Source organism: Microbacterium kribbense (assembly GCF_039537285.1).
GTDB lineage: Bacteria > Actinomycetota > Actinomycetes > Actinomycetales > Microbacteriaceae > Microbacterium > Microbacterium kribbense.
Window position 1 is genome coordinate 21,883 of the sequence record NZ_BAABAF010000005.1, and the last position, 24,581, is coordinate 46,463.

Genomic DNA, 24,581 nt, shown 5'->3' on the forward strand with positions numbered 1-24,581 from the left:
CTTTCGTTGCGAGAAGAGAAGGGAGTTCGTCGACGTCGTCAGGCCGGCGTGCCGAGGGTCGCACCGGGGCTGGTGAACACGGCGGTGTTGAGGTTGTCTTTCGTGAGCCGCTCACCGGATAGCTCGGACGTCACCCTCCCGTCCACCAGCACCAGCACCCGGTCGCAGACGTTGGCGAGCTCTTCGAAGTCGCTGGACACCCACAGGGTCGACATCCCCGTCTTCGACGCCTGCTGGAGCAGCTCGTAAATGGCCGCCCGGGCACCGACGTCGACGCCCTGGGTGGGCTCGTGGAGCAGCAGCAGGCGCGGACCGATCTCCAGCCACTTCGCGATGACGACCTTCTGCGCGTTGCCGCCGCTCAGCTTGCCCATCAGGGCACCGGGATCGCGCGGACGCACCCCGAATCGGTCCAGTATCCCGTGGACGAGTTCGCGGAGAGCGCTCAGTCGCAGTCGGCCGAAGGTGGCGAACTTATCGGCGACCAGGATGACTGAGTTCTCGGACACGGTCAGCGTCGGCACCATGCCGTCGCGGCGCCGATCGGCCGGGACCAGCCCGATTCCGCGGGCGACGGCAGAGGGAGGCTCGGTCTCGCCGATCTGGAACGTGGCGTCGTCCAGCCGCATCGTGCCGTGATCGGCTCGTCGTGACCCGAACAACAGGTAGGGCACCTCTTCGGCGCCCGAACCCAGCAGGCCCGCCAGGCCCACGGTCTCGCCGCCTTGCAGGGTGATGTCGACACCGCGGAGCTGGCCTCCGGCCAGGCCCTGCACCGCGCATCGTGCGGGGGTGCCCGCGACGCTCGTGGATGTCCGCCCGCCGCCGCCCGTCCGGTCGGTCCCGTCCTGGGCCGTCCCGACGATGAGCTCGACGAGCCGCTCGCTGTCGACGCCGGCCATGGGCTGGTCGCCGACGATCTCGCCGTCACGCAGTACGACGACCCGCTCGCAGAGCCGTTCCACTGCCGACAGGTCGTGGGAGATGAAGACGCAGCTGGCGCCCCCGGCGACGACCTTCCGGACCAGGCCGAAGAGGAACTCGACTTCGTCTTCGGGCAGGAACACCGTCGGTTCGTCCAGGAACAGCACCGATCCCTCGGCGCTGTTGCTCTCCCGGTACGAGCGCAGGTCCTCAGCGGCGCGCGCGATCGCGACCAGCGCCTGTTGGAGCGGCGCCAGGTCACGGACGAGGGCGCCCGGATCGAGGTCGACGTCGTACGAGGCGAGCAGGTCCCGGATCCGGCGGTCCTCCGCCCGCCAATGGATCGGCCGGTGGGATGCCGTGATCCGCGCGTCGCCGATGAGGAAGTTCTCAGTGACCGACAGCGTGCGGACCAGACCGAGGTCCTGGTGCACGAAGCTCAACCCGAGCTGACGGAACTGGCCCCCGGCCAGGGGAAGTGCGACCTCCCGGCCGTTGACGAGGAGCCGGCTGCCGTCTTCCGGCACGTTCACGCCGGCCAGCACCTTCACCAGTGTTGATTTCCCCGAGCCGTTCTGACCCACCAGCGCAACGATCTCCTGCGGCCAGACGCGGAAGTCAACGTCATTGAGCGCGGTGAACAGACCGAAGCGTTGGGTCAGACTCCGCAGCTCGAGGGCCGGGACCGTTGCGGCCCCGGCACTCGATGCGTTCATCACTGATCCAGCCAGAGGCTCTCGTAGTCCTTCGGGTACTCGGTGCCGTAGCCGTACCCGACGCTGGCATCTGCGGACTCCTTGTAGCTGTCAGGCGTGAAGATCCGCATGCCGTCTGCCTCCATCCACGGGTCGGGGGTGGCGACTCCGCTGACCACCCGGAACATCAGGTCGGCTGCGGAGTACGCGCGCCAGCTCACCGATGAGGCGACGTTGGTCATCATCTTGTTGTCTGCCGCTCCCATCTGCGCGATGTACTCTGCAGTTCCACCGGTTGCGCCATAGATGCGGACGTTCTTGTTGCCGGAGCCCTTGATGGCTGCCTCGATCGGCGGCACCGCATCGAAGGTGGCCATGATGACGGTGATATCCGGGTTCGCCGTGAGGGCGGACGCGACGGCGGGCTGCAGTTTGGTACCCCATTCGGGTGAGGGCACGTTGATCGAGGTGATCTTGCACCCCGGGCAGTTGTCGGCCACGAGCTTGTGGAACGCCTTACTCATCACGACGCTGCTCGGGATGTCGTTGGAGGTCCATTCCAGGAAGTGGATCGGCTTGCCATTGGCCGCCAGGAACGCGAGCCCCGCTGCGGCGATGTACGGGCGGCCTTCACCGATGTCCGTGGACGCGGTCACGATCCCGTCGTTGGGTGTCTTCAGGTCGGCATCCCCCAGTCCGGAGTCGATGACGGCTACGCCCGCCGCCTTTGCCGCCTCGATCTGCGGCTTGATCAGGTTCGGATCGATGCCGCACACCAACACGAGTGCTGCGTACTTCTGGCTCGTCGCCTGCTGCACACCCGGGATCCACGCCTGCGGGCCGCCGGCGTTGTCGAAGACCGTGGCCTTCATCCCCACCGACTCGGCAAGCTTGGCGGTGTTCTTCGCGATCGCCTCACAGGGGGGGAGCTGGCTGGCCGTGGGCATGACCATGACCTTCTTTCCCTTCAGCGACGCAACGCTGAACGCGGGCCCGGGGGCCACGAATTTCGGCACGCCTGTGTACTCAGCGGCGAGCTGCTGCATGCTCGCCAATTGCGTCTTGGTCGGGCCGCCCGACGCGGCGTCGGCCCCCGGCACCGCCGAACCGCCGGACGAACACGCCGTCAACGCGATCAGACAACCGGCCGCGGCAGCGATCAGCCACGGCGTCCTCCACTTTTTCGATGTCAACAACGACATGTGACTCTCCTGAACTCTTATGTACTCCAATGGCCTTCGGGCTGTGGGACCGCGGGATCACTCACACGTCATATGGCATCACCCCGCAGATGTTCTTGTCGTTACCGGGTCGCCATACGTAACGGTCAGTCCATGAGCACGGATGTGCGCGTGATCAACTCGTCCAACGTCAGATCGCGGGAGTCGTAGAAGCGCAGTCAATCCATCGAACCGGCGCACGCATCCATGCCAGCAAGCGCTCTAGGGCGGCTTTTCCTCATCGTGGACCTCTGAAGAAGCCCAGGCCGAGAGCTTTTCACAGCGCGAAAGACAAGCTGCGGTTCGGGCGCGCCCGGCTCAGGCGGCTGCGGCGTCCGCGGGCAGCTCGGCGCCCAGCTGCGCGGCGCGCAGCATCATCCGCTCGCGCTGCTGCGCCTGCGCCAGCTGCAGCGCCGCGATCGCGTCGGCGACGACGCTCGCGAAGATGCGCCCACCGGCCTCGCCGGGGTGGATGTGGTCGCCGGCGAGCAGGTTCTCGTGCGGACGGATCGCGGCCGACCAGTCCGCGATGTGCGCGTGCGGGTGGCCTTCGGCGAACGCGGTCAGGGTCTTGTTGACGCCGGCGATCCATGAGCGGGGCGCGAACGCGGTGACCAGCACGAGGCGGCGCTGCGGACCGATCGCGGCCATGACCTCGTCGAGCAGGTGCGGTGCGATCGCGCCGTTGGTGCCCAGGCCCAGCACGACGTACTCGCGCAGCGCGCCGCGGTCGGCCAGCTTGCGCAGCATCCCGGGGGCGACCCACATCGACCGCGACACCTTGGCGTCGATGTGGATGCCGGGGTACCGCGCCATCAGAGCCGGCGCCGAGGCCAGCATGACCGAGTCGCCGATCGCATCGATCTGGCGGCCGTCGACGACCGCCCGCAGGGTGGCCGGCGCATCGCCGGCGCCGTCGGCCTGTCTGGCGTCGGCCGGGGCGCCTTCGGGCAGCAGCGGCGGCCGCGGTGCGGCGTTGTCGGCCAGGGCCCGCCGTCCGGCGGCGACGACCAGCTGACCGGATGACTCCGCAGGGGCCGCGGCGATCGCGGCGGTCGTGCCGGCCAGCACGAGGGCGCCGGCCAGCACCATGCCGAGCGCCTTCGTGCGCGCGGCTGCGGAATGGCCGCCGAGGTATCCGCCCAGGCGGCGCAGCGACCCGCGGAGGCCGAGTCGGCGCACCGGCTGCTCGACGAACCGGTACGACAGCGCCGCCAGCAGCACGGTCAGCACGAGCACGACCAGTCCGATCCACACCGGCACGTCATCGGCGCCGGCGTTCACGCCGACCCCGGCGGCCACCAGCACGAGCACCGGCCAGTGCCACAGATAGAGGCCGTACGACCGGTCGCCGATCCAGCGCAGCGGCGGCACGTCCAGCGCCCGTCCGATCCACGACCCGGGCACGGCGCCGGCCACGACGGCGACGGCCGCGACGATCGAGCCGGCCAGCAGAGTGCCCGGAAAAGTCGCGGCATCCGGCATCTCGGGCAGCAACGCGATCGCGAACAGAGCCGCGACCGCGGCCACCCCGACGATGCCGCCGGTCCAGCGGGTGCGCCGCCGCAGCATCCATGCCGGCGCGTCCGACAGCACCCGCTGCAGGCCGACCGCGAGGGCGACGCCCAGCAGCAGCCCGAACGCGTGCGTGTCGGTGCCGAAATAGGCACGGGTGGCAGAGCCGGCGCCGCTGCTGACCACGGTCGCCATCCACGCCGCCGACGCGCCGGCCAGCACCAGCGCGACCATGGCCCGGGCCCATCTGCGCGGCACGAGCAGCAACAGTGGCAGCACGAGCGGCCAGACCACATAGAACTGCTCTTCGACGGCCAGTGACCACAGGTTGCGCAGCAGCTCGGGCGTGTCGGCCGAGAAATAGTCCGCGCCGCCGGCGGCCGAGACCCAGTTGTAGCTGAAGGTGCCGGCGCCCAGCACCTGCCGGCCGAGCCTCACCAGCACGTCGCCGCCGACGAACCACGCCCACGTCGCGGTGGCGGTCACCAGCAGCGCCAGCGCCGGCAGCAGGCGCCGGGCGCGGCGACGCCAGAATGCGACCAGCGCGATGCGACCGGTCGCGGCGCGTTCGCGCAGCAGCAGCGAGGTGATCAGAAATCCGCTGATCACGAAGAACACGTCGACGCCGATGAAGCCCGATTTCAGCCATCCGCCGGGGAACAGGTGGTAGACGACCACCAGCGCGACGGCGATCGCGCGCAGGCCGTCCAGCCCCGCGAAGCGGGCATGCGGACGCACGGGAGTGAAAGGCTCTGTCATGGCTCCAGGCGGGGAGTGGGGATGCCTCCAGTGTACGGTCGCGGCCTGGGAGCGAGGTGCCGGGCCGGCGGTGGTTCAGCGGCGGTCCGGTGGTCGTTCGACGGCCGTTCACCGGAGCCGTTCACCGCTGCCGGTCCGACGCCTGTTCGGCGGGCGGGGGGCACGTGCGACGCGGCCGCGCGAGCGGCGGCTCGCTAGGCTGGCAAGGTGCGGATCCGCCTCGACATCGCCTATGACGGCATGCACTTTCGCGGGTGGGCGCGCCAGCCGGGGCTGCGCACCGTGCAGGGCACGATCGAGGCGGCGCTGGCCCGTATCCTCGGGGGTGAGCCGCGGCTGGTCGTCGCCGGGCGCACGGATGCCGGCGTGCACGCCCGCGGTCAGGTCGCCCACCTCGACCTGGACGACGCCCAGCACGAGCGGCTGTTCGCGCGCACCCGGCGCGATGGCGCCGAAGATCCGGTGCAGCGCTTGGCGCATCGGCTGCGCGGCGTTCTGGGCGGCTATCCCGACGTCACGGTGCACCGTACGTCGGAAGCGCCGAACGGCTTCGACGCGCGCTTCTCGGCCGTCTGGCGGCGCTATGAGTACCGCGTGGCCGACGACGTCGCCGGCTACGACCCGCTCGAGCGCGCACGCACGACGACGGTGCACGCGCGCCTGGATGCTCGGGCGATGGATGCCGCGGCCCGTTCCCTGCTCGGACTGCACGATTTCGCGGCCTACTGCAAGCCACGCGAGGGCGCCACCACGATCCGCACCCTGCTCGAGTTCGACTGGCGCCGCGACCCGGCCGGCGTGCTGGTGGCGAACATCAAGGCCGACGCGTTCTGCCATTCGATGGTGCGCGCGATGGTCGGCGCATGCGTCGCGGTGGGGGAGGGCAGGCTGACGGTGCCCGATGCCGCGACGCTGCGTGACGCGGGGGAGCGCACCAGCGCCTTCCCGGTGCTCGCCGCCCGCGGCCTGACCCTCGTCGAGGTCGGCTACCCGGCCGACGACCTGCTGGCCGCCCGCGCCGAGCAGACTCGTGCCCGTCGCGACGCCGAGTGAGGCGCGGCCGGGTCAGCGAGCGACGCGGGTGACGGCATCCCCCGACCACACATACGTCGCCGACGTTGAAGCCGCGATCGCGACAGGGCCGGTGGTGGATGCCCTGGAGGCGCATCCGATCGAGGTGCCGGTGCCGTCGCTGCCGGAGAACAGGGCGATGGCGACGCCGTCGCAGCCCGTCACACCGCTCTGGGCCACCACGATGTCGGTGCCCGAGATGCCCAGCGCGACCGCGCCCGGGGCATCCAGCTTCGTCCAGGTATCGCCGCTGCGCACATAGGCGTCACCGTCGCACAGCACCGTGATGACGCTGCCGGCGGCGCGCAGGCCGCGCGCGTCGGGGCACGGCGCGGCGAAGTCGTCGCCGGGTGAGACGATCTTCGCGGCGTCGTCGAGCGCGAGGTAGCGGGCGGGGTCGAGCGACTTGCTGTTGGGCTCCCAGTACTTGCCGGCGGTGAAGCTGCGCAGTCCGGTCGGCGTGCAGTCGGCCCCGAGCGCGGCTACCATCTCGGCGCCGTCCTTGCCCAGGGGGTCGAGTGAGGCGACCTGGGCGATACCGCGGTAGCGCGGGGTGATGTCCTTCCACGTCTTGCCGCTGTCGATCGAGCGCTGCACGAGCGGCTCCACCGTTCCGCACGAGCCGGCGGTCGCGCGCCATAGCGCGTCTGTGGTGGCGATGATGAAGCGCTGGTCGGCGCGGGCGGCCGGCGTCACCGTGGGCGTGGGCGTGGGCGCCGGCGTCGCGCTCGGAGTGGTCGGCGTGCCGACCGGGCCGCCCGGGCCGCCCGGCGCCGGGTTGTCCGGCGTGTCGTCGCGCAGCAGTGCGAACGCCGACAGCAGCACGACGAGCACGGCGAGCACGATGAGGCCGACGATCGCCCAGCTCCTTCGTGTCATGGCGCGCACCCCAGTTTGTGCCATGACTACCGTCCCGTGCCGTCCGGCGGGATCACGCGCACCGGCGGCGCCGTGACGCGCTGCGCCGGCGGCTGCTCCGCGCGCTTCGTGAGCAGCTGGTCGGAACGCCGTGCGGCGGGTTCGACGGGTTGTGCCGCCGGCTGCCCCACACGGCGCGCAGTGGGCTGTTCGGCACGTGGCACGGCCGGCTGTCCGGCACGCTGGGGCGGCTCAACGCACTGCGCGGCGGGCTGTTGCGCGGGCGGCTGCTCTGCGCGCTGGACCGGCGGCTCTGCGCGCTGGGCGGGCGGCTCTGCGCGCTGGGTGAGCGGCGACTCGGTGCGCTGCGTGGCGCGCCGTGGACGGGCGGCCGCCGTGTCGTCTGCCTGAAGCGGCGTCAAGAGGTCGTCGAACGCCGACCGCTGGCGGGCGGCCGCGGGTGCGGCAGGCGCTGGCGTCGCGGTTGCGGCGCCCTCGGCACCCGCACTCGTACCATGACCCGCGCCCCGCCCGGCGCGCGACGGCTGCGGCGGCATGACGGCCGCCCGGGTCGCGCCGCCGCGACGGCGCGCGCCGGGCCGCGCGTTGGCGAGCCTTTTGCGCTCGCGCAGCGTCTCTTCGTGCGCATAGCCGTAACCGTACGTGTAATAGGCGTCGGGGCCCCGTGTGGCCACCATGGTCAGCGTGATGCCGGCGACCTTCGCCCCGACCGTCTCGAGACTGTCGATGGCGCCGCTGAGCTGATGCTGGTTCGTACGTCCGGCCGCCACCACGATGATCGCGCCGCTGGTCGCCTTGGCCAGGATCGCACCGTCGGTCACCGGCAGCAGTGGCGGGGCGTCGCACAGCACGACGTCGAAGTCGCGCTCGAGCACCGCCAGCAGCGTGCGCATCTGGTCCGAACCGAGCAGCTCGCTGGGGTTCGGCGGAATCTTTCCGGCCGGCAGCACATAGAGGCTGCGGCCGCCCCACGGCAGCATCACATCGCCCACTCGCGCGCGGCCGATCAGGACGTCGGTCAGGCCTGCGCCACCCTCGATGCCGAGGTATTCGGCGACCTTCGGCTTGCGCAGATCGGTGTCGAGCAGGGCGACCTTCTTGCCGGCGTCGGCCAGAGCGATGGCGAGGTTGATCGACGTGGTCGACTTGCCCTCGGATGGCATGCTCGAGGTGACCACGAAGCTGGACCGTCCGCCCATGTCGAGAAACTGCAGGTTCGTGCGCAGCGTGCGGAACGACTCGGCGCGCGGGCTGAGCGGGTCCACGTGCACGATCAGCGGACGCTCGGGCGCCTTCGGGTCGTTGGCGATCGCACCGATGATCGGGGCATCCGTCACCTGCTCCACGTCGCGCGGAGTGCGCAGGCGAGTGTCGAGCACGGTGCGCAGCACCGCGTAGCCGATGCCCAGCGCCAGGCCGACCAGAAGTCCGAGCGCGAGGTTCAGCGGCACGTTGGGACTCGACGGCAGCAGCGGGGCGGTCGCGTCGCGCACCGTGGTCAGACGCACCAGGCTCTGCGTGCCGGCGTTGGGCGATTCGACCTTCTCGACCGCGGTGGTCAGGCTCGCACCCAGCGCATTGGCGATGTCGGCCGCCTGAGTCGCGTTCGACTCGGTCACCGTGATCGTGATCAGCGTCGTGTTCAGCGGGCTCGAGACTGCGATGTGCTCTGCCAGCTTGTCGGCGGTGGTGTTCAGGCCGAGCTTCTCGATCACGGGGGCGACCACCAGCGGGGTGCTCACGAGGTTCGTGTAGGTGTTCACTCGGGCGAGCGTGAAGCTGTTGCCCTGCTGCAGGTCTTGCACCGAGCTGTCGCTCTGGGTCGAGACGAACACCGTGCTGGATGCCTCGAACTGCGGCGTGCGCGTCAGCGAGAAGACCGCCGCGGACCCGAGCCCCAGCAGGGTGATCAGGATGATGGCGATCCAGTTCTTGCGCAAGATCCGGATGTAGTCGGTGAGCTCCATGCTGCCTTTCAGGGCGTGTCCCCAGGTCACGTCTTGTGGTGAGTGTTCCAGATGGTGAACAGGTCAATCCTGCCACAGCGTGCTGTGGCTTCTCAGAACAGAGTGGGGAACAGGTGCGGCGGCTCCTCAGAGTGGGCGTGTCAGCCCTCGGCGGTCAGCGCCCGACATGAGTCGGCGATGGTCACCGGCGTGTCGGTGACGGTCGGGGTGTGCCGCACTGAGATGGGCCCCAGCGCGCCCTTGGGCAGCGTGCTGGTGAACGACACCGTGTGCGTCTTTCCCATCGGCACTATGACCGTCACGCTCTGGACCGACCGGCCCTGTTCGGTGCCAGAGCGGGCCAGGCTGGCGATGTCGCCGCCGGTCCTGGTGGCACTGATGGGCGCATCCGGCGGCGAGAAATAGAGCACGTCCATGAGCATCGAGGTGCGCGGCTGACCGTATAGACGGTCGCGCCAACCCAATGTGTAGCTGGAGAAGTTGCCGTTCGGGATGGTGTTGGTGATGGCGATGGATGTCGTCACGGTGCGCGCCGCCGCATCACAGGTCACTTTCACGCTGCTGGTGAGCCAGTACTGCAGCTTGCCGATGGTGTAGTCGTTGAGGAACACGCCGACCTCGGTGTTCTTGGTGTTGCTGCTCAGCATCTCGCCGTCGATGCCGGCTTCGACTGCCAGTGCCTGCTCATCTTTGTGCGCGAACCAGGCGTACAACCGTTGCTGGTCCGCCGCTTTGGCCAGCTGGTCGAACATCTGCACCGGGTCCCAGTTGCCGGCGGTCACCTTCTCGAACACCGCCGAGGCGACAGCCGCGAAATAAGCGTCGGACTGCGTTCCGCGCGGGAAGCGCTCGTAAGCATCGCTGAGCACGGTCTTGACCACGTTCTTCGACGTAAGGGTGTCGCCGGCCACCTTCACCGGGCCGGTGACCTTCAGCATCTCGGACAGCACGACCGGGTCGAGCGAGATCACGCCGTCGAGCTTCTGCGCGCTGGTGGCTTTCCAGAGGCCGCTGAACAGCTTCGCCGCAATGGGGAAGTTGGGGGTGCGCGTGTAGTTCTGCGAGTACAGCGTGGTGTCGGACGGATAGATCTTGAGCATCGACCCCGGCAGCTTCACATATTGGTGACGCACGGTGCCGGCAGCATAGAACGTGAGCGAGTTGGCCTGGTCGACCAGCGTGATGTGTCCCTTGTCGACCCGGATCTGGGCGGTGGCGGCCGCGTTGCCGCCGGTCGCGCGTATCTCGGCCAGGTTCTGGAAGATCAGCAGGTAGTTGCGCGGGCCCTCGGAACCGGCCATCGGCAGCAATGTGGGCAGCACCCGTTGCACGGTCTTCAGGGCCGGGGTGGCCTGGTCGATGATGTCGAGCAGGCCACCTATCGAATCATTCACATAGGGAAGCAGCTTCGATCGGTCGATGGTCGAGACCATCGCGTGCGCGCTCGCGAACGCGTCGATGACGCCGGGTAGGGATCGTTGCGCTTCCACGAACGGCCTCAGGTCGATGCCGCCGCCCTTGAGCTTGAGTTTGGCCGGTTGCAGCGTCGCCATCAGCTGCATCGCCGGCGGCAGCGCGCCGTCGACGAGGATGTCGGCGGCCTGAGTCGTCTTCTGCACGGCGCTGATGTTGGCGCCGATCCATGGGATGCGCGTGGCGAAGTCCCACAGCCCGCCGCTGGTGGTCTTCAGGGCGCTCGCCGTGAGCGTCTTGATCTCGCCCGCAGTGCGGTTCAGCCCAGCGGCGTCGTTCTTCCTGACCATGGCCGGAACCAGCGTGATCTTGTCTTTCGCGGCGGTCAGATCGGCTCGTGCGCTGTCGGCCTCATGGAGGAACTGCGCAGCGATTGCGATGCTCGCGATGATTGCGATCACTGCGATGCTGCCGAACGTCCACCACGCCCAGCGATGGCGGCGGCGCGGGCGCGGGGCGCGGCGGCGCGACGAGTCGTGGGCAAAGTGGGGCGAGGTCACCAGGTGATCGTATCGGCGCCGGCGTACGGACGGCTGAGAGAATCCCCACCATGGGCGGGCGTCGACGCGCTGCGCGCAGGATGCCACTCAGGCGAGCGCTGCTTCGGACGCGCTGTGTCGGGATGCCACTCAGACGAGCGCCGCGCGCAGCACCCGTTCGACGACGTCCAGCGCGGGCACCAGCTCCAGCGCCGACTGCTCATAGGTCTCCCACGACCGGCCGTACGGGTCGACCACGTCGTCCTCGCTGGGATCGGCCGGCGGCGGCGTCAGGCCGCGGTGCGAGGCGACCAGTGCCGCGGCAGCGCGCACGCGGGCCGAGGCATCCGCCCCCGCCGCATCGGCGGCGCGGTGCAGATCGTCGTCGGAGATGTCAGCGGCCAACCGCGCGAATTCGCGCACCGTGAACGCGGCGCGCATGCGCGAGGGGGCGAGCTCGACGATCTCGCGGCGGTGGTCGCGCGCCATCGCGAAGATCAGGTCGGGTGTGGTCATGTCGGCTTCGGCGAGCATTCGCGAGCGGTGTGCGGCGGCGGCGTCCGGATCCACCCCGAGCGCCTTCGCGATGGCCTGCGCTTCGACCGGCATCGCAGCTTGGTGCATGCCGTGCGTGCCGGCGCTGCGCACGTGGACGCCGAGGTCGGCCAGGCGAGTGGCCAGCAGCAGCTGCGCCAGGGGCGACCGGCAGATGTTGCCGGTGCAGACCGTGAGTATTTCAAACACCTTGGCCTCCTTCTTGCATCGAAGCCTATGCTGAAAGAACGATGAAGCTCATCTCTTACAACCTGCGCAAACATCGTGCGGCAACCGAACTCTCGGCGCTGGTCGACCGGCACGGGGCCGATCTGCTGTGTCTGCAGGAGTGCGACACCGACGACATCCCGAGCCAGATCGCCGGGTTGCGGCTGGCTGACGCCACGCATCGCAACCGGCTGGGCCTTGCCGTCTACTTCCGCCGCGACATGTACCGTCCGCTGGAGGTGCGCTCGCTGGCGCTGAAGAAGTCGCTGCACGATCGGGTGCTCAAGCCCGCTGAAGAGCGGATGCTGGGGGTGCGCCTGCACGACATCGATCAGGGGCGCGACCTGATCATCGCGTCGTTCCATGCGGCGCCGCTGACGGCGTTGAACCGGTTGCGCCGGGCGCAGATCCGCACGGCGCTGGGGGAGCTGCAAGAGATCGGGCACGGCCTGCCGAGTCTGATGGTGGGGGACTACAACTATCCGGTGTTCAAAGAGAACCTCGGGCAGAAGGTGCGCGAGCAGGGCTATCAGCTGACCCTGAGCGACCGGCGCACGTACACGCGGTATCGCTATTTTCGCGGGCACTACGACTTCGCGACGTCGGCCGGGTTCGACATCGAGCGCATCCGCACCCTGCCGCAGGGGCGCAGTGATCATCTGCCGATTCTGGTGACGGCGAGAATGAGTGCTCCGGCGGCGCGCGAACACGTCGAGATCAAGGTAGCCTGAGAGGCGCACCGACTTTCGGAGGGACGACCGCATGTTCATTCTCTGCTTCCTGCTGTTCATTGCAGGGTTCGCATGCTTTGGATATGCGCCGTTCGTGCCCGGTTGGGAATCGGTCGTCTTCGTGCTGGGTCTGCTGCTCGTCTCGTCGGCCATCGGCATTCCGATGCATCACAACCGGCACGAGCACAAGACCGACCAGCTGCCCTGAGCCTGGTTGATCTGAGCGCCGATGAGGCGCCGAACTCCTTGCCCTTGCTGAACAGTCGTTCGTGTCCTTGCTGAACAGTCGTTCGGTTTGGACATGACCTTTCCGCGGGCCAGCTGATTCGGGGCGTGCTCTGGTGTGGTCTTGGGCGGAGCGGTCAGCTGCCGTAGGGTGTTACCCAGGCGCGTGATCTATCGGGTTGCTCGTCGCGCGGCTCGCTACCGTCGCGTTGGCGCCCTGTTACGGGTGCGGAAGCATTATCCGCGGTGGCCCGGTGTCCGCGGTGACCCGGTGTCCGCGGTGACCCGGTATCGTGGCGACCCCGGTGTCCGCGGTGACCCGGGTGTCATGCGGCCGGTACTCCCTGTGGCTCGGGGTGGAATCTTGGTGCTGGTGGTGGGGTGGTTCGGAACAGGTATTGTCGGGCGAGTCTGGTGGTGAGCACGATCGGTTCGGCCCCGCCGGGCGGGTGGAGGACGAAGTCGTCTTTCCTATGCCGGGTGATCCGCCAGCCGCCGTGGTGCAGTTGCATGTGGTGGAATCGGCATAGCAGGATGCCCCGGTCGATGTCGGTTCTGCCTCCGGTGGCCCAGCCGTCGATGTGGTGCGCTTCGCAGTAGTGGGCGGGCCGGTCGCAGGCGGGCCACCGGCATCCACCGTCTCGGATCGCGAGGGTGAGCTTCTGTTTCGGGGCGAACAGCCGCGCTTCACGGCCCAGGTCGAGCGGATTGCCGGCTGCGTCGGTCAAGCATTCACTGACGCCGGTGTCGCACGCCCGCTGGGTCGCGGCCCAGGCCGGCAGTGTCGTGGTGTCGTCTTGCACCGTGGCGACAGCGGGCTCGCCCCGGTCGGCGGCCGCGGCGGCCTGCTGGGTGATGATGACACGGATCCCGGCCTGCCGGGTGCCGAACACCGTCTCGGCGTCGGCGAGCGCGCCGGCGCGGAGCAGATCGAGGAACAAGTCGTAGGCGAGCTGCTCGGTGGTGCGCGGGTCGTCGATCAGCTGCTGTGCACGGCTCTTTTCGGCGTCGTCGACGAACCGGACCCCGCGGCGGGGTGCGAGGGCGGCGTCGAGGATGGCCTGGACCCATTGCGCGCCGTCGTCGTCGTGGGTGATGTGGGTGTGCCGGATTCCGTCCTTGTCCTTCCAGGTGCGGAACGCGCGCTGTTGGTAGCGCTGCTCGAATCGGCGCTGCGCACCTTCGGGGTCCAGCAGGTCGCGGATCGCGCGCGCTTGCGCGGCGAGGTCTTCGACGGTGCGGCATTGCGCCTCGTCCACGAGCTGGGCGGCCGCGATCTGCCACGCCAGTCGCGCCTGCGCCCGGGCCGCGGACACCAGGGCGTCGATCACGTCCGGTGCCGCCGCGTCTAGATCGTCGCCGGGCGCCGCATCCCCGTCCGCACCGGATGCGGCATCCCCGTCCTGGCCGGGCGCCGCATCCGCATCGTCGCTGTCCGCAGCATCCCCGTCCGTCTCCGATGCCGCGCCGGCGAGGATCGCGGCCGCGTCGATGGTCGGCGGTTCGCCGAGCCCTCGGAGGATCGCATCGTGCTGGGCCGCGGACAACCGTCCCGCCAGCAGCGCCTCGCCCAGTGGCGCGTGCCAGGGACGCGGCGGGCAGGTGTCTCCGGGCACAGTCCCAGTGCCGTCGGCATCACCACCACCACCGGAATCACCATCACTCCCGGCAGCGTCGTCGGTCTCGCCGCCGCCGGCGAGTCCGGCGAACAGGGCCTCACCGGCGCGCACCTGCTTGATCGCGTCAGACCGGGTCGATCCGGTCAGATCTTGCAGCAGCGACGTCGCCGAGTTCTTGCCGTGCTGCTGTGCCAGGCCGGATTGTCCGGCGTGGCGTGTCGACCTGGACGCGGCGACGCCGGTGGCGACCACCTGCACCGTTTCGGCGGCGCGGATCAGCGCGGCGGTCTGCGTCAGCAGCGAGACGACCTGGTCATCGCTGAGCCCCGCGACCAGAGTGGGCAGGCCACCGGCTTCGACATCGGCACCGACCACGCCGCGCAGCATCGCCGCGTGCGCCTCGATATCGGTGAAGATTGCCATACTCCGATCATCTAACCCACCTCCGACATTCGAACCTGATTTCGGTCCCAAATCAGCGGGGTGGAGATCACAGAACGGTAACGGTTTCGCCCGATGCGGCGGGCGGATGCTGCCGGCAGGTTGTCGCCGTGCAGAACTCAGTCGATCCGCCCGGTCATGGGCCGAATCCAGGCATCACCGGGCACCCCGAGCGCGAATCGAAGGAGTTCTGCACCGCACCCCGCCCGCCCGAGAAGAACACCGCCCCGTCCCGGCCAGAGAAGAGCCCCGCACCCGCCCTGCGCCGGCCGCCTTGTCCGCGCCGGCTCACCGCCGACCCGACAAGAACCCCGTCCACCGCCGACCCGACAGAACCCCGTCCCACCGCCGAACCGACAAGGACCCGGCCCACCGCCGACCCGACAAGAACCCCGCTACCGAACAATCACCCCAGGATTCAAGATCCCGCGCGGGTCGAGCGCGGCCTTGATGGTCTGGGTGAGGGCCATCGCGTCTTGGCCCAGCTGGCGTTCGAGCCACGGCTGCTTGAGCCGCCCGATGCCGTGCTCGCCTGAGATCGTGCCGCCCAGCGAGATGGTCAGCGCCATGATGTCGTCGAAGGCCTGCTGCGCGCGCGCGAACGAGTCGGGGTCGGCCCGGTCGAAGACGAGCATCGGATGCGTGTTGCCGTCACCGGCGTGCGCGATCAGCGCGATCACGACGCCGCGGTCCGAAGAGATGCGCTGGATGCCCCGCACGAGGTCGCCCAGTCGCGGCAGCGCGACGCCGGCGTCTTCGAGCAGCATGCTGCCCTTCATCTCGACGGCGGGAACGGCCATTCGCCGGGCCGCGACGAACGCCTCGCCGTCGTCGGGGTCGTCGGTCAGCACGCACTCGGTCGCGCCCGCGTCGAGGCAGATGCGCTCGATCCGGTTCAGCTCGGCAGCGGCCTGGTCGCCCGGCGCATCGGACTGCACGATCAGCATGGCTGCGGCATCCCGGTCCAGGCCCATGTGCGTCAGGTCTTCGACCGCGCCGATCGTGGTGCGGTCCATGAACTCGAGCATCGCGGGTCGCAGCGATGCGCTGATCTGCAGCACCGCCTGCACTGCGGCATCCACCTCCGCGAAAGTCGCCACCAGGCTCGCGGGGCGCTCCGGGGCCGGGATCAGCCGCAGCGTGACCTCGGTGATCACTCCCAGGGTGCCCTCGCTGCCCACGAACAGCTTCGTCAGCGACAGGCCGGCGGCGTCCTTCACGCGATCGCCGCCGAGGGTCAGCGCCCTTCCGTCGGCGAGCACGACGGTCATCCCCAGCACGTAGTCGGTGGTCACCCCGTACTTCACGCAGCACAGGCCCCCGGCGTTGGTGGCCACGTTGCCGCCGATCGAGCAGAACTCGTAGGAGGCGGGGTCGGGCGGGTACCACAGGCCCTGCGCGGCCGCCGCAGCCTTGACCTCCGCGTTGAGCGCCCCGGGCTGTGCATGCACGACCCGTGCGGCGGCGTCGACGCGGACCTCGCGCATCCGGTCGACCGAGAGGATGAGGCATCCGTCGACGGCGGTGCTGCCGCCGGACAGCCCCGACCCGGCGCCGCGTACGACGACCGGGATCGTGTGGGTGGAGGCGACGCGCAGGACCGCCTGCACGTCGGCGGTGCTGGCCGGGCGCACCAGCGCCAGCGGCATCCCCGGCAGCGGACGCTCGGAATGGTCGCGCGAGAAGGCGGCCATCACCTCGGGGTCAACGGTGACCGCACCCGCCGGCAGCAGCGCGGTCAGGTCGGCGACGACTGCCGGTTCGGTCATCCCTTCACCCCGCTCGCGACGACTGCCGGTTCGGTCATCCCTTCACCCCGCTCGAGGCGATCCCCTGCACGAACACGCGCTGCGAGAGCAGGAAGACGATGATCGTCGGGATCGACGCGATCAGCGCACCGGCGAGCACGACGTTCTGGTACTGGAAGCTCATCGTATAGGACATCAGCCGGTTCAGTGTGAGCACGATCGGATACATCGCCTCGGACCGCAGGATCGTCAGCGGCCACAGGAAGTTGTTCCAGGCGAAGACGAACATGAACACGGCGAGGGTGACCACGGCGGGCTTGATCAGCGGCACCACGAACTGCCACACGACGCGCAGCTCGCCGGCGCCGTCGAGCCGCGCCGCGTCGATGAGCTCGTCGGGCACGTCCATCATGAACTGGCGCATCAGGAAGATGCCGAACGGGTTCGCCAGCCAGGGCAGCAGCACACCGAGATAGGAGTCGGCCAGCCCCATCGACGAGACCAGGTAGTACAGCGGCACCAGCGTCACGATCGGCGGCAGGAACATCATGGCCACGACGCCCCAGAACACGAGGTCCTTGCCGCGGAAGTGGTACTTCGCGAACACATAGCCGGCCATTGTGCTGGTGATCACGACCGCGATGGTGGCGCCCCCGGCGATGATCACGCTGTTGAGCATCGACTGCGCGAACGGCACCGCCGTCAGCGCCGTGGTGACCGGGTCGAGCGTCGCGGAGGTCGGAAACCAGGTCGGCGGGATGGTGACGAACTCCTTCGGCGTCTTGAACGCCGAGATCACCAGCCAATACAGCGGGAACAGGGGCACGATCGCGACGAGCGCCAGCAGCGCATACAGCAGCCCCCGCTGCGCGCGCGTCCGGGTGCGCGCAGGCCCGTGCGCGGGACGCCGCCGGCTCATCGCCTTCTCACTTTCAGGATCGTGCCCAGCACTGCCCCGACCACGACGATCATGAGGAACAGCGAGACGGCCAGGGCGCTGGCGCTGCCCGCCTGGCCGTACTGGAATGCCGCGCGCTGGATCTCGAACGAGACCACGTTCGTCGACCCGGCGGGCCCGCCCTGGGTGAGCAGATAGATCGGGTCGAACACCTGGATCGAGTTGATGAAGGTCATCAGAATGACGAACACGAGCGACCGGCTCAGCATCGGGATCGTGATCGACCAGGTCTGCCGGATCACTCCGGCGCCGTCGACGCGCGATGCCTCATACAGGTCGCCGGGGATCTGGGTGAGTCCCGCGACCAGCAGGATCACGTAGTAGCCCAGCATCTGCCACACGTTGAAGATGACCAGCGAGATCATCGCCCAGGAGGGGTCGCTGAGCCAGCCGGGCGGTGTGACGCCCACGGCCGACAGGATCGCACTCAGCGGCCCGTATCCGGGCGCGTAGATGTTGCTCCAGATGATGACGATCGCGATGGTGGGGATCACATAGGTGCTGAAGAGGATGACCCGCACGACACTCTGCCCGCGCATGCGGGGGAAGAACAGCAGCATCGCGACCAGGAACGCCAGCGGCACGGTGATCAGGATGCTGAGCCCGACGTAGACGCCGGTGTTGACCAGCGCCTGGGTGCGCGCGCTGTCGGCGAACAGTCGGGTGTAATTGTCGAGGCCGACGAAGTCCATCTTCGTGATCGGGGTGAACATCGACCAGCGGTGGAAGCTGATGATCACGGTCATCACGATCGGCACCAGCGTGAACAGCCCGATGATCAGCAGTGTCGGGCTCAGGAAGACGGCGGCGACCACGCGGCGCTGCCGGCGCTCGCTGCGCACGCCCGATCGGAGGGCGCCGGGTGCCGGGCGCCCTCCGATCGTGATCTGCGTGGTGGTGCTCACGTGCTGCGTTCGCGTCAGCGCGCCGCGGTCAGAGCGTTGTCGACGTCCGACTGGGCGTTCTTCATCGCGGTCGCGGCGTCGGCCTGCTTGTTCAGCAATGCCTCGACCTGACGCTGCAGCGCGTCGGCTGAGGCGCTGCCGCCGAGCACCGTCGGGAACGGAACGGCGCTGTCGAGCGCGGCGACGTACGAGCTGAGGAACGGCGTCTTCAGCTTGTCGGCGTGCGCGGCGACATCCGAGGTGCGGCTGGGCAGGATGCCCATCGACATCAGGATGTCTCCCATGGCGGACGATCCGGCCTCGCCCGAGTCGGGCCCGTTCAGCCAGCTGAGGAACTTCCATGCGGCAGCCTGCTTGGCCGCCGAGGCGTTCGCGTTGACGATCGTGTCCCACGAGTACGAGATCGAGTGGGACGCGTCGCCGCTGGGGCCGACCGGGATCGGTGCCGTGCCGACATCGGCGAACTTGTCGCCCATGGCGTCCTTCAGAGCGCTCTCCCACCAGTTGGCCATGATGATCATGCCGGTCTTGCCGTTGACGAAGTTGTCGAGGTAGGGCCCGGTGGTGTTCGCGTTGGCCGTCGACATCGACGCCTGGGTGAGGCCTTCGTCGACCAGCTGCTGATAGAACTTCGCGGTCTCCAGCGCCTGCGGCGAGTCGAGCTGGGCCTTGCCGCCGGCGTCGTTGAGGAATGTGCCGCCGTCAGAAGCCAGCAGCGACAGGAACGGGTGCACCGCACCGGAGTTCCAGTTCGTGATGAATCCGATGCCCTGCCGGCCCTGGCCGGTCGCAGTGATCGCCTTGGCCGCGCTGAGCACCTCGTCCCACGTCTTCGGCGGATCCGCGATGCCGGCATCCTTGAAGACCGCCTTGTTGTAGTTGAGCTGATACAGGTCGACTTCGTTGGGGATGCCGTGGATCTTGCCCTCCTGTGTCGCGGCGGTGACCACGCCCTGCGGCCAGTTGCTCTTGACGGACGCGGCGACGTCGTCGGGGGCGACGGCCGCGAGCTTGTCGCGGGCCAGCTCGGGCATCCACGCGTCGTAGACGCCCGCGATGGTCGGCCCGTCCGGCGAGCTGCCCTGCGTGCGCAGCGTCGACAAGAGGTTGCCGAACGGCACCGCCTGCACCTTGATCGTGATGTCGGGGTTGGCGGTGGTGAACGCGGTGCCCGCGGCTTCGAGCAGCTTCACCTGGTCGGGTCCCCAGTGCGTGAGGAACGTCAGCTCCTGCTTCGCATTGGTGTCGTCGTTGCCGCCGCCGCCCGAGGCCGAGCAGCCGGTGGCGACGAGCGCGACGGCCGCGGCGACGCCGAGGACGGCGAGTGTCTTCTGCCTTCTCATGATTGTCATTCCCATCTCTTGGTGGTGGCCGGTCGTCGAGGTCACGGGCCGGCGAGTGCGAACTTCTCGTGGCTGGAGGCCTGGAACGCCGCCGCGCGGCGGCATCCCGCCAGGCAGCCCTTGACCTCCATCAGGGCGGAGTAGTAGTCGATGTAGCGGAACCCGTAGGTCTCGCCGCGTGCGAACGCGTGTGCTCCGATGCCGGTGCGCCACCGCTCATACGCCTCATCGGGGATCTCATAGAAGGTGTCGGCGTCGAACCCGTCCATGTCCTCCCAGTTCTCGGCGTGCAAGATGCTGCGCACCGAATGGCGCTCGGCGCTGACCTCTTCGATCGGAATCGAGGCGAGGAAGGCGCCGCGCAGCGCGGCCTGCGCGGCGCGCTCATGGTCGCGGTGCATCGAGTGCAGCCAGTGCGTGATGAGCGTGTCGGGCTGGGTGTCGCGGATGATCGCGGCGATCTGCTCGGCGACGTCCTCGGTGTCGGGCAGGAACCCGTCGGAGTAGTCCAGCAGGTGCAGCTCGGCGCCGATCGTGTCGGCGAAGAAGCGGGCCTCATCGATCTTCTGCTGCCGGTAGGCGCTGGGGGAGATGGTGGGGTGGCCGCGCTCGCCGTAGGTGCAGTCGATGATGATCGCACGGCCGCCCTCGAGCGCGACCTTGGCGAGCGTCGGGCCGGCGGTCAGCTCCATGTCGCCGATGTGGCCGCCGACGGCGAGCACAGTGGGGGTCATTGTGAACTCCTTGCTCCGGTCAGCGCGGCGCGCATGATCGAGAACGTGCGGGTGATCTCGAATCCGGTCTTCTGGTACAGACCGGACGCGGCCGAGCCGTCGTCGGCCCACAGGAACCACGCGGTCTGCGCGTTGTAGGCGGCCATGCGCTCCAGGGTGAGGTGCAGCAGCAGCCGGCCCAGCCCCGTGCCGCGGCTGGACGGGAGTACGCCGAACGGGCCGAAGCGATCGATGACGGCCTCGTAGGTGCCGAACATCGCCCAGCCGATCATCCGGCCGCTCGGGTCCTTGGCGACCATCAGATGCTCGCGCGGCATCCCCGCCACGAGCCCCTCGCGGATCGCACGACCCCAGTCCGCGTTGAACTCGTCGCGGGCCAGGGCCACCAGCGGCACGACGTCTTCTTCGGGCAGCGTGCCCAGGTACCAGCCCTGCCGGCGAAGCTCGTCTGCGCGCCGGCGCTCGGCGTCGGGCAAGGTGTACTCGCGCAGGCTCATCGCCATGGCGGAGGGGCGCTCGAGCACCGTGAAGCCCTCGGCCTGCAGCAGGGCGGATGCCTCGGCATAACGCTGTTCGTCGAGCCCCGGCAGCACGTAGTTGGGCGTGTAGCTCGAGAAGATCGCTTCGGTCGCACCCTGCTCGCGGAGCCACTCCAGGGCTCGGGTCAGCAGCTGCCGGCCGATGCCGGCCCGGCGGGCACTCGGCACGACGAAGAAGAAGAGGATCCAGCCGCGCTCAGCCTGAAGATCAGCGCCCGTCTCGGCGACGCGCCGGTGCACCGCATAGGCGGCGCCGACGATGCCGGCGTCGCTCTCGGCGATGACGAGTCCCGTCGGGTCGAAATTGCGGTCCAGCAAGACCAGGTTGCGCAGGCGGGTCGGTGTGATGGGGTCGCCCGGCGCAGCCTGCGACCAGGCTTCGGCCAGCTGCGGGCCGTCACCGGGCCGGTAGTTCCGGAACCGTATCGACGGTGCGGACATCCTGCTTCCTCCCTCGGAAGTGCGTGTGCTGACGAGACTACGGCATTCAGTTTCAGTGTCAAGCGTTATTTTGCACTTTAGTTTCATGTGAGGCTGTGCGGATGCCACTGCCCCGGCGGATGCGGGTCAGGTCCCTCGCGTGACCTCGCGGGTGCGGCGCAGCGCGTCGACCGTGAATCGGTAGCGGCGCTGGGCGATGCCGGTGAACAGGCAGTCGATGAGGGCGAGCTGAGCGATGCGGCTGACCATGGCGCCGGCACGGAAGGTGCTCTCGCGAACCTTGGTGAGCAGCGTGGCATCGGCGAGCTTGGCCAGCGACGAGCCGGGCACGCCGGTGAGCCCGACGGTGTAGGCGCCGTTGTCGGCGGCGATCTGCAGGAACTTGAGGGTCTCGTGGGTCTCGCCCGAATGCGAGATGCCCAGCGCGACGACTCCGCCGATGGGCAGCGCGGCGGCCGACCACGCCTCGTGCGGATCGCGGAAGCTGAAGGCCTCGCGGCCGATGCGGAACAGCTTGTGCTGCAGGTCGTCAGCCACGAACTGACTGGCTCCGATGCCGTACAGGATGATGCGCGAGGCCGATTCGACGTGGTCGATGATCGTCTCCATGACGGCGAAGTCGAGCGTGCCGAGCGTTTCGTCGATCGCCATGAGCTCGAGCGTCGTGATCTTGCGTGCGGCCTGTTCGAGTGTGTCGGTGGGTGATATCTCGGCACCCTGATCGGAGGGGCCGAACTGCGCCGCCTGCTTGCCCAGTTCGGTGGCCAGCGTCACGCGCAGCTGGGCATAACCGGTCAATCCGATCGCCTGGCAGAACCGCACGACCGAAGCGACCGAGGTCTCACATGCCTCCGCGAGCTGGTTGATCGTGCTCTCGAGCACGATCTGCGGCCGCTCGCGCACGATCGCGGCGATGCGCTGCAGGGAGGGCGACAGCGACGCCGTCGTTGCTTCGATGGTGGACTGGATGCTCATGGCTGGCTCCCTGACGGGTATCGTGCGACGACCGTGGTGTGAACTCAATCTATACACCTTGGCGTAACTGAGTTACAGTATTCACGCATCGTACGGACATGAGTTTTGAAGCGTCGAGGAGGAGCGTGGACGATTCGCCGCCGCTGGTCTGCGTAGACCTGGGCAAGACGCACTGCCGGGTGCGCGTGATCGCGGGCACCCGCAGCGAGTCGATGACCGCAACCGGTCTGCCCGGCCTCGGCACGCCCGGCGCCGCGGCGGCCGCGGCCGAGAAGATCCGCGCCCTCGTCGGACCGTTCGCACCCTTGATCGCGGGCGGGTCCATCGCCATCGGCGCCGCAGGAGCGTGGTCTGCGCCCGGTGCCGCCGCCGATCTGGCCCAGCGCATGCAGCGAGAGTTCGAAGCCGCGGCGGCAGTCGCCTCCGATGTCGTGACCGCCCATGTGGGCGCTTTCGCCGGGGATGCGGGCGTCTGCGTGATCGTCGGCACGGGCGCCGTGGCCCTGGCGGTGGCGGCCGATGGCCGCAGCTCTCTGCGCGACGGACGGGGACTGGCTGCCGGCGACTTCGGGTCGGGTGCGTGGCTGGGGCGGCAAGGGCTGCGCGCCGCCGAGCTGGCGCAGGCCGGCGTCGGCGCCGCGACATCGCTGGCCGATCGCATCGCCGATGCGGCAGCCCGGTTCGCCGATGCCGCGACAGCGCCCGACACGGCGGCGCGGCTGGCCGCGCACGCCCCGATGGTCGTGGCCTGCGCGCGCGCCGGCGACGCGGTCAGCGCCGCGATCGTCGATCAGGCGCTCGAGCACCTCACGATGACAGCCGCAGCTGCTGCCGCCGACGTGGGCGTGCAGGCGGTCGCCGTCGTCGGCGGCGTGGCCGACGATGCCTGGTTCCGGGGCCGCCTCGAAGAGGGGCTCGCCGCCGCGGGTCTCGTGCCGCGCGTGCCCGCCGGCGATGCGCTCGCCGGGGCGGGACTCGTCGCGGCTCGCACAGATCTGCCCCTGGAGAGGAGCATCCACCGTGCCCGAGCCTGACGAGGCCGATTCGATGACCGAGCTTCTCGACGAGCTGTCGCATCTGACGACCGAGAGGTCGAGCGGCATGGTCGATCTCGACACACTGTCGACCGCTGAGCTGGTGCACCTGATGAATGACGGCGACCAAGAGGTGCCGCGGGCCGTCGCCGCCAGCTCCGATCAGATCGCACGTGCGGTCGACGGCATCGTTGCGCGCTTTCGCCGCGGTGGCCGGCTGATCTACCTGGGCGCGGGCACGGCGGGTCGCATCGGCATTCTCGACGCCAGCGAATGCCCGCCGACCTTCGGCACCGATCCCGAGATGATCCGCGGGCTGATCGCGGGCGGTCCGTCTGCGATCATGACTGCGGTGGAGAACGCCGAGGACGACCGGTCACAGGCCGGCGTCGAGCTGGCCGAGCTGGGGCTGCGCGCCGAAGATGTCGTCGTCGGCATCTCGGCCTCCGGTCGCACGCCTTACGTCGTCGGGGGGCTGGAGTTCGCCCGCACGCGCGGCGCGCTGTTGATCGCGCTCGCGCAGAATGCGGGTTCGGTGATCGGGCGTCTGGCCGATGTGCCGATCGAGGTCGTCGTCGGGCCCGAGTTCGTGGCGGGCTCGACGCGGCTGAAGTCTGGCACCGCGCAGAAGCTGGTGGTCAACATGTTGACGACTCTGGCCATGGTGCGCATGGGCAAGACGTACAACGGCGTGATGGTCGATCTGGTGGCCACCAACGAGAAGCTGCGCGCGCGGTCGGTGCGCACCGTCATGGATGTCGCCCACGTCGACGCCGTCACCGCCGGCGCCACGCTCGATGCCGCGGACGGATCGGTCAAAGAGGCCGTCGTGATGCTGCTGGCTGCGGTCGATGCCTCGCACGCGCGCGAGCGCCTCGCGGCTGCCGAGGGTCACCTGCGCGTGGCGATCGAACGGTCCGAGTCGAGGCACGCACAGCGAGCGACTGATAACGCCGCACCCGGCGACGACAGTGCTGCCGCTGAGCCGCATGCAGATGCCCAGGACCGCTAGGTATGGACTGAGGCGGGTGCGCATGTCCGGGACGCCGCCGAGGCGGCCGGGCTTGTCCATGGATCCGCGGAAATCTACTACTTCTCATATTGCAACCCCGCGCTTGGCTGCAGCCGATGGATGCCGCGGCAG

At 69.1% G+C, this 24,581-nt stretch carries 21 protein-coding genes; 6 read left to right on the forward strand and 15 right to left on the reverse strand.

Features of this window, described 5'->3' with window-relative positions:
- Window positions 1-38: 38 nt before the first annotated feature.
- Complete coding sequence (locus ABD705_RS07370; RefSeq protein WP_344782099.1) at window positions 39-1,640, reverse strand: sugar ABC transporter ATP-binding protein; 1,602 nt, start codon at window positions 1,638-1,640, stop codon at window positions 39-41.
- Window positions 1,640-2,566, reverse strand: coding sequence for a sugar ABC transporter substrate-binding protein (locus ABD705_RS07375; RefSeq protein ID WP_344782101.1), 927 nt, complete (start codon window positions 2,564-2,566; stop codon window positions 1,640-1,642). The genes ABD705_RS07370 and ABD705_RS07375 overlap by 1 nt, the downstream gene beginning before the upstream one ends.
- On the opposite strand from ABD705_RS07375, the gene ABD705_RS07380 reads away from it, so the two are divergent.
- Complete coding sequence (locus ABD705_RS07380) at window positions 2,565-2,825, forward strand: hypothetical protein (RefSeq protein WP_344782103.1); 261 nt, start codon at window positions 2,565-2,567, stop codon at window positions 2,823-2,825. The two genes, ABD705_RS07375 and ABD705_RS07380, sit on opposite strands and share 2 nt — an antisense overlap.
- A 332-nt stretch (window positions 2,826-3,157) precedes the next feature.
- On the opposite strand, the gene ABD705_RS07385 is transcribed toward ABD705_RS07380, so the two are convergent.
- Window positions 3,158-5,113: an acyltransferase family protein gene (locus ABD705_RS07385; RefSeq protein ID WP_344782105.1), complete on the reverse strand. Its 1,956-nt coding sequence runs from the start codon at window positions 5,111-5,113 to the stop codon at window positions 3,158-3,160.
- Between the two features lie 207 nt (window positions 5,114-5,320).
- On the opposite strand from ABD705_RS07385, the gene truA reads away from it, so the two are divergent.
- Window positions 5,321-6,166, forward strand: a complete 846-nt coding sequence (truA, locus tag ABD705_RS07390) for a tRNA pseudouridine(38-40) synthase TruA (protein ID WP_344782107.1) — start codon at window positions 5,321-5,323, stop codon at window positions 6,164-6,166.
- Window positions 6,167-6,178: 12 nt separating this feature from the next.
- Here truA and ABD705_RS07395 read toward each other — a convergent pair whose 3' ends face one another.
- The 4 genes from ABD705_RS07395 to ABD705_RS07410 all read right to left on the reverse strand — a co-directional run bounded on the left by ABD705_RS07395 (window position 6,179) and on the right by ABD705_RS07410 (window position 11,726).
- Window positions 6,179-7,087 carry a hypothetical protein gene (locus ABD705_RS07395; RefSeq protein WP_344782109.1) on the reverse strand — a complete coding sequence of 303 codons (909 nt, stop codon included), beginning with the start codon at window positions 7,085-7,087 and terminating at the stop codon, window positions 6,179-6,181.
- A gap of 2 nt (window positions 7,088-7,089) precedes the next feature.
- Window positions 7,090-9,060 (reverse strand): tyrosine-protein kinase domain-containing protein, encoded by a 1,971-nt coding sequence (locus tag ABD705_RS07400; RefSeq protein ID WP_425562050.1) that lies wholly within the window; start codon window positions 9,058-9,060, stop codon window positions 7,090-7,092.
- A 110-nt stretch (window positions 9,061-9,170) separates the two neighbouring features.
- A complete protein-coding gene (locus tag ABD705_RS07405; protein WP_344782111.1) occupies window positions 9,171-11,003 on the reverse strand; it encodes a DUF4012 domain-containing protein in 1,833 nt (610 codons plus the stop codon).
- Window positions 11,004-11,132: 129 nt separating this feature from the next.
- A complete protein-coding gene (locus ABD705_RS07410; RefSeq protein WP_344782113.1) occupies window positions 11,133-11,726 on the reverse strand; it encodes an arsenate reductase/protein-tyrosine-phosphatase family protein in 594 nt (197 codons plus the stop codon).
- Window positions 11,727-11,767: 41 nt separating this feature from the next.
- On the opposite strand from ABD705_RS07410, the gene ABD705_RS07415 reads away from it, so the two are divergent.
- A complete protein-coding gene (locus ABD705_RS07415; protein ID WP_344782115.1) occupies window positions 11,768-12,475 on the forward strand; it encodes an endonuclease/exonuclease/phosphatase family protein in 708 nt (235 codons plus the stop codon).
- A gap of 31 nt (window positions 12,476-12,506) precedes the next feature.
- Complete coding sequence (locus ABD705_RS07420; RefSeq protein ID WP_344782117.1) at window positions 12,507-12,683, forward strand: hypothetical protein; 177 nt, start codon at window positions 12,507-12,509, stop codon at window positions 12,681-12,683.
- A gap of 343 nt (window positions 12,684-13,026) precedes the next feature.
- Here ABD705_RS07420 and ABD705_RS07425 read toward each other — a convergent pair whose 3' ends face one another.
- The 8 genes from ABD705_RS07425 to ABD705_RS07460 all read right to left on the reverse strand — a co-directional run bounded on the left by ABD705_RS07425 (window position 13,027) and on the right by ABD705_RS07460 (window position 22,403).
- Window positions 13,027-14,742, reverse strand: a complete 1,716-nt coding sequence (locus ABD705_RS07425; RefSeq protein WP_344782119.1) for an HNH endonuclease signature motif containing protein — start codon at window positions 14,740-14,742, stop codon at window positions 13,027-13,029.
- A gap of 413 nt (window positions 14,743-15,155) precedes the next feature.
- Window positions 15,156-16,529 carry an FAD-binding oxidoreductase gene (locus ABD705_RS07430; protein WP_344782121.1) on the reverse strand — a complete coding sequence of 458 codons (1,374 nt, stop codon included), beginning with the start codon at window positions 16,527-16,529 and terminating at the stop codon, window positions 15,156-15,158.
- A 34-nt stretch (window positions 16,530-16,563) separates the two neighbouring features.
- The gene (locus tag ABD705_RS07435; protein ID WP_344782123.1) at window positions 16,564-17,427 is read right to left on the reverse strand and encodes a carbohydrate ABC transporter permease; all 864 of its coding nucleotides are present in this window, start codon (window positions 17,425-17,427) and stop codon (window positions 16,564-16,566) included.
- Complete coding sequence (locus ABD705_RS07440; protein WP_344782125.1) at window positions 17,424-18,371, reverse strand: carbohydrate ABC transporter permease; 948 nt, start codon at window positions 18,369-18,371, stop codon at window positions 17,424-17,426. The genes ABD705_RS07435 and ABD705_RS07440 overlap by 4 nt, the downstream gene beginning before the upstream one ends.
- Window positions 18,372-18,385: 14 nt before the next feature.
- On the reverse strand, window positions 18,386-19,714 hold the full coding sequence (locus tag ABD705_RS07445) for an ABC transporter substrate-binding protein (protein ID WP_344782127.1): 1,329 nt from the start codon (window positions 19,712-19,714) through the stop codon (window positions 18,386-18,388).
- Between the two features lie 41 nt (window positions 19,715-19,755).
- The gene (locus tag ABD705_RS07450) at window positions 19,756-20,448 is read right to left on the reverse strand and encodes a PIG-L deacetylase family protein (protein ID WP_344782129.1); all 693 of its coding nucleotides are present in this window, start codon (window positions 20,446-20,448) and stop codon (window positions 19,756-19,758) included.
- On the reverse strand, window positions 20,445-21,428 hold the full coding sequence (locus tag ABD705_RS07455) for a GNAT family N-acetyltransferase (protein ID WP_344782131.1): 984 nt from the start codon (window positions 21,426-21,428) through the stop codon (window positions 20,445-20,447). Before ABD705_RS07455 ends, ABD705_RS07450 begins: the two co-directional genes overlap by 4 nt.
- 126 nt (window positions 21,429-21,554) lie before the next feature.
- A complete protein-coding gene (locus ABD705_RS07460) occupies window positions 21,555-22,403 on the reverse strand; it encodes a MurR/RpiR family transcriptional regulator (RefSeq protein WP_344782133.1) in 849 nt (282 codons plus the stop codon).
- A gap of 125 nt (window positions 22,404-22,528) precedes the next feature.
- Between ABD705_RS07460 and ABD705_RS07465 the strand changes: the two genes are divergently transcribed.
- Both ABD705_RS07465 and murQ read left to right on the forward strand, forming a co-directional pair.
- Complete coding sequence (locus ABD705_RS07465) at window positions 22,529-23,437, forward strand: BadF/BadG/BcrA/BcrD ATPase family protein (protein ID WP_344782135.1); 909 nt, start codon at window positions 22,529-22,531, stop codon at window positions 23,435-23,437.
- Window positions 23,424-24,449, forward strand: a complete 1,026-nt coding sequence (gene murQ, locus ABD705_RS07470; RefSeq protein WP_344782137.1) for an N-acetylmuramic acid 6-phosphate etherase — start codon at window positions 23,424-23,426, stop codon at window positions 24,447-24,449. The genes ABD705_RS07465 and murQ overlap by 14 nt, the downstream gene beginning before the upstream one ends.
- Window positions 24,450-24,581: the final 132 nt, after the last annotated feature.

Bases quoted from the DNA above. Each gene is read 5' to 3' on its own strand.
- ABD705_RS07455 (WP_344782131.1), bottom strand. From the start codon at position 21,428: ATGTCCGCACCGTCGATACGGTTCCGGAACTACCGGCCCGGTGACGGC.
- ABD705_RS07435 (WP_344782123.1), bottom strand. From the start codon at position 17,427: ATGAGCCGGCGGCGTCCCGCGCACGGGCCTGCGCGCACCCGGACGCGC.
- ABD705_RS07380 (WP_344782103.1), top strand. From the start codon at position 2,565: ATGACCATGACCTTCTTTCCCTTCAGCGACGCAACGCTGAACGCGGGC.
- ABD705_RS07395 (WP_344782109.1), bottom strand. From the start codon at position 7,087: ATGGCACAAACTGGGGTGCGCGCCATGACACGAAGGAGCTGGGCGATC.
- ABD705_RS07450 (WP_344782129.1), bottom strand. From the start codon at position 20,448: ATGACCCCCACTGTGCTCGCCGTCGGCGGCCACATCGGCGACATGGAG.
- ABD705_RS07375 (WP_344782101.1), bottom strand. From the start codon at position 2,566: ATGCCCACGGCCAGCCAGCTCCCCCCCTGTGAGGCGATCGCGAAGAAC.
- ABD705_RS07430 (WP_344782121.1), bottom strand. From the start codon at position 16,529: ATGACCGAACCGGCAGTCGTCGCCGACCTGACCGCGCTGCTGCCGGCG.
- ABD705_RS07460 (WP_344782133.1), bottom strand. From the start codon at position 22,403: ATGAGCATCCAGTCCACCATCGAAGCAACGACGGCGTCGCTGTCGCCC.
- ABD705_RS07385 (WP_344782105.1), bottom strand. From the start codon at position 5,113: ATGACAGAGCCTTTCACTCCCGTGCGTCCGCATGCCCGCTTCGCGGGG.
- ABD705_RS07370 (WP_344782099.1), bottom strand. From the start codon at position 1,640: ATGAACGCATCGAGTGCCGGGGCCGCAACGGTCCCGGCCCTCGAGCTG.
- ABD705_RS07415 (WP_344782115.1), top strand. From the start codon at position 11,768: ATGAAGCTCATCTCTTACAACCTGCGCAAACATCGTGCGGCAACCGAA.
- ABD705_RS07425 (WP_344782119.1), bottom strand. From the start codon at position 14,742: ATGGCAATCTTCACCGATATCGAGGCGCACGCGGCGATGCTGCGCGGC.
- ABD705_RS07445 (WP_344782127.1), bottom strand. From the start codon at position 19,714: ATGAGAAGGCAGAAGACACTCGCCGTCCTCGGCGTCGCCGCGGCCGTC.
- ABD705_RS07420 (WP_344782117.1), top strand. From the start codon at position 12,507: ATGTTCATTCTCTGCTTCCTGCTGTTCATTGCAGGGTTCGCATGCTTT.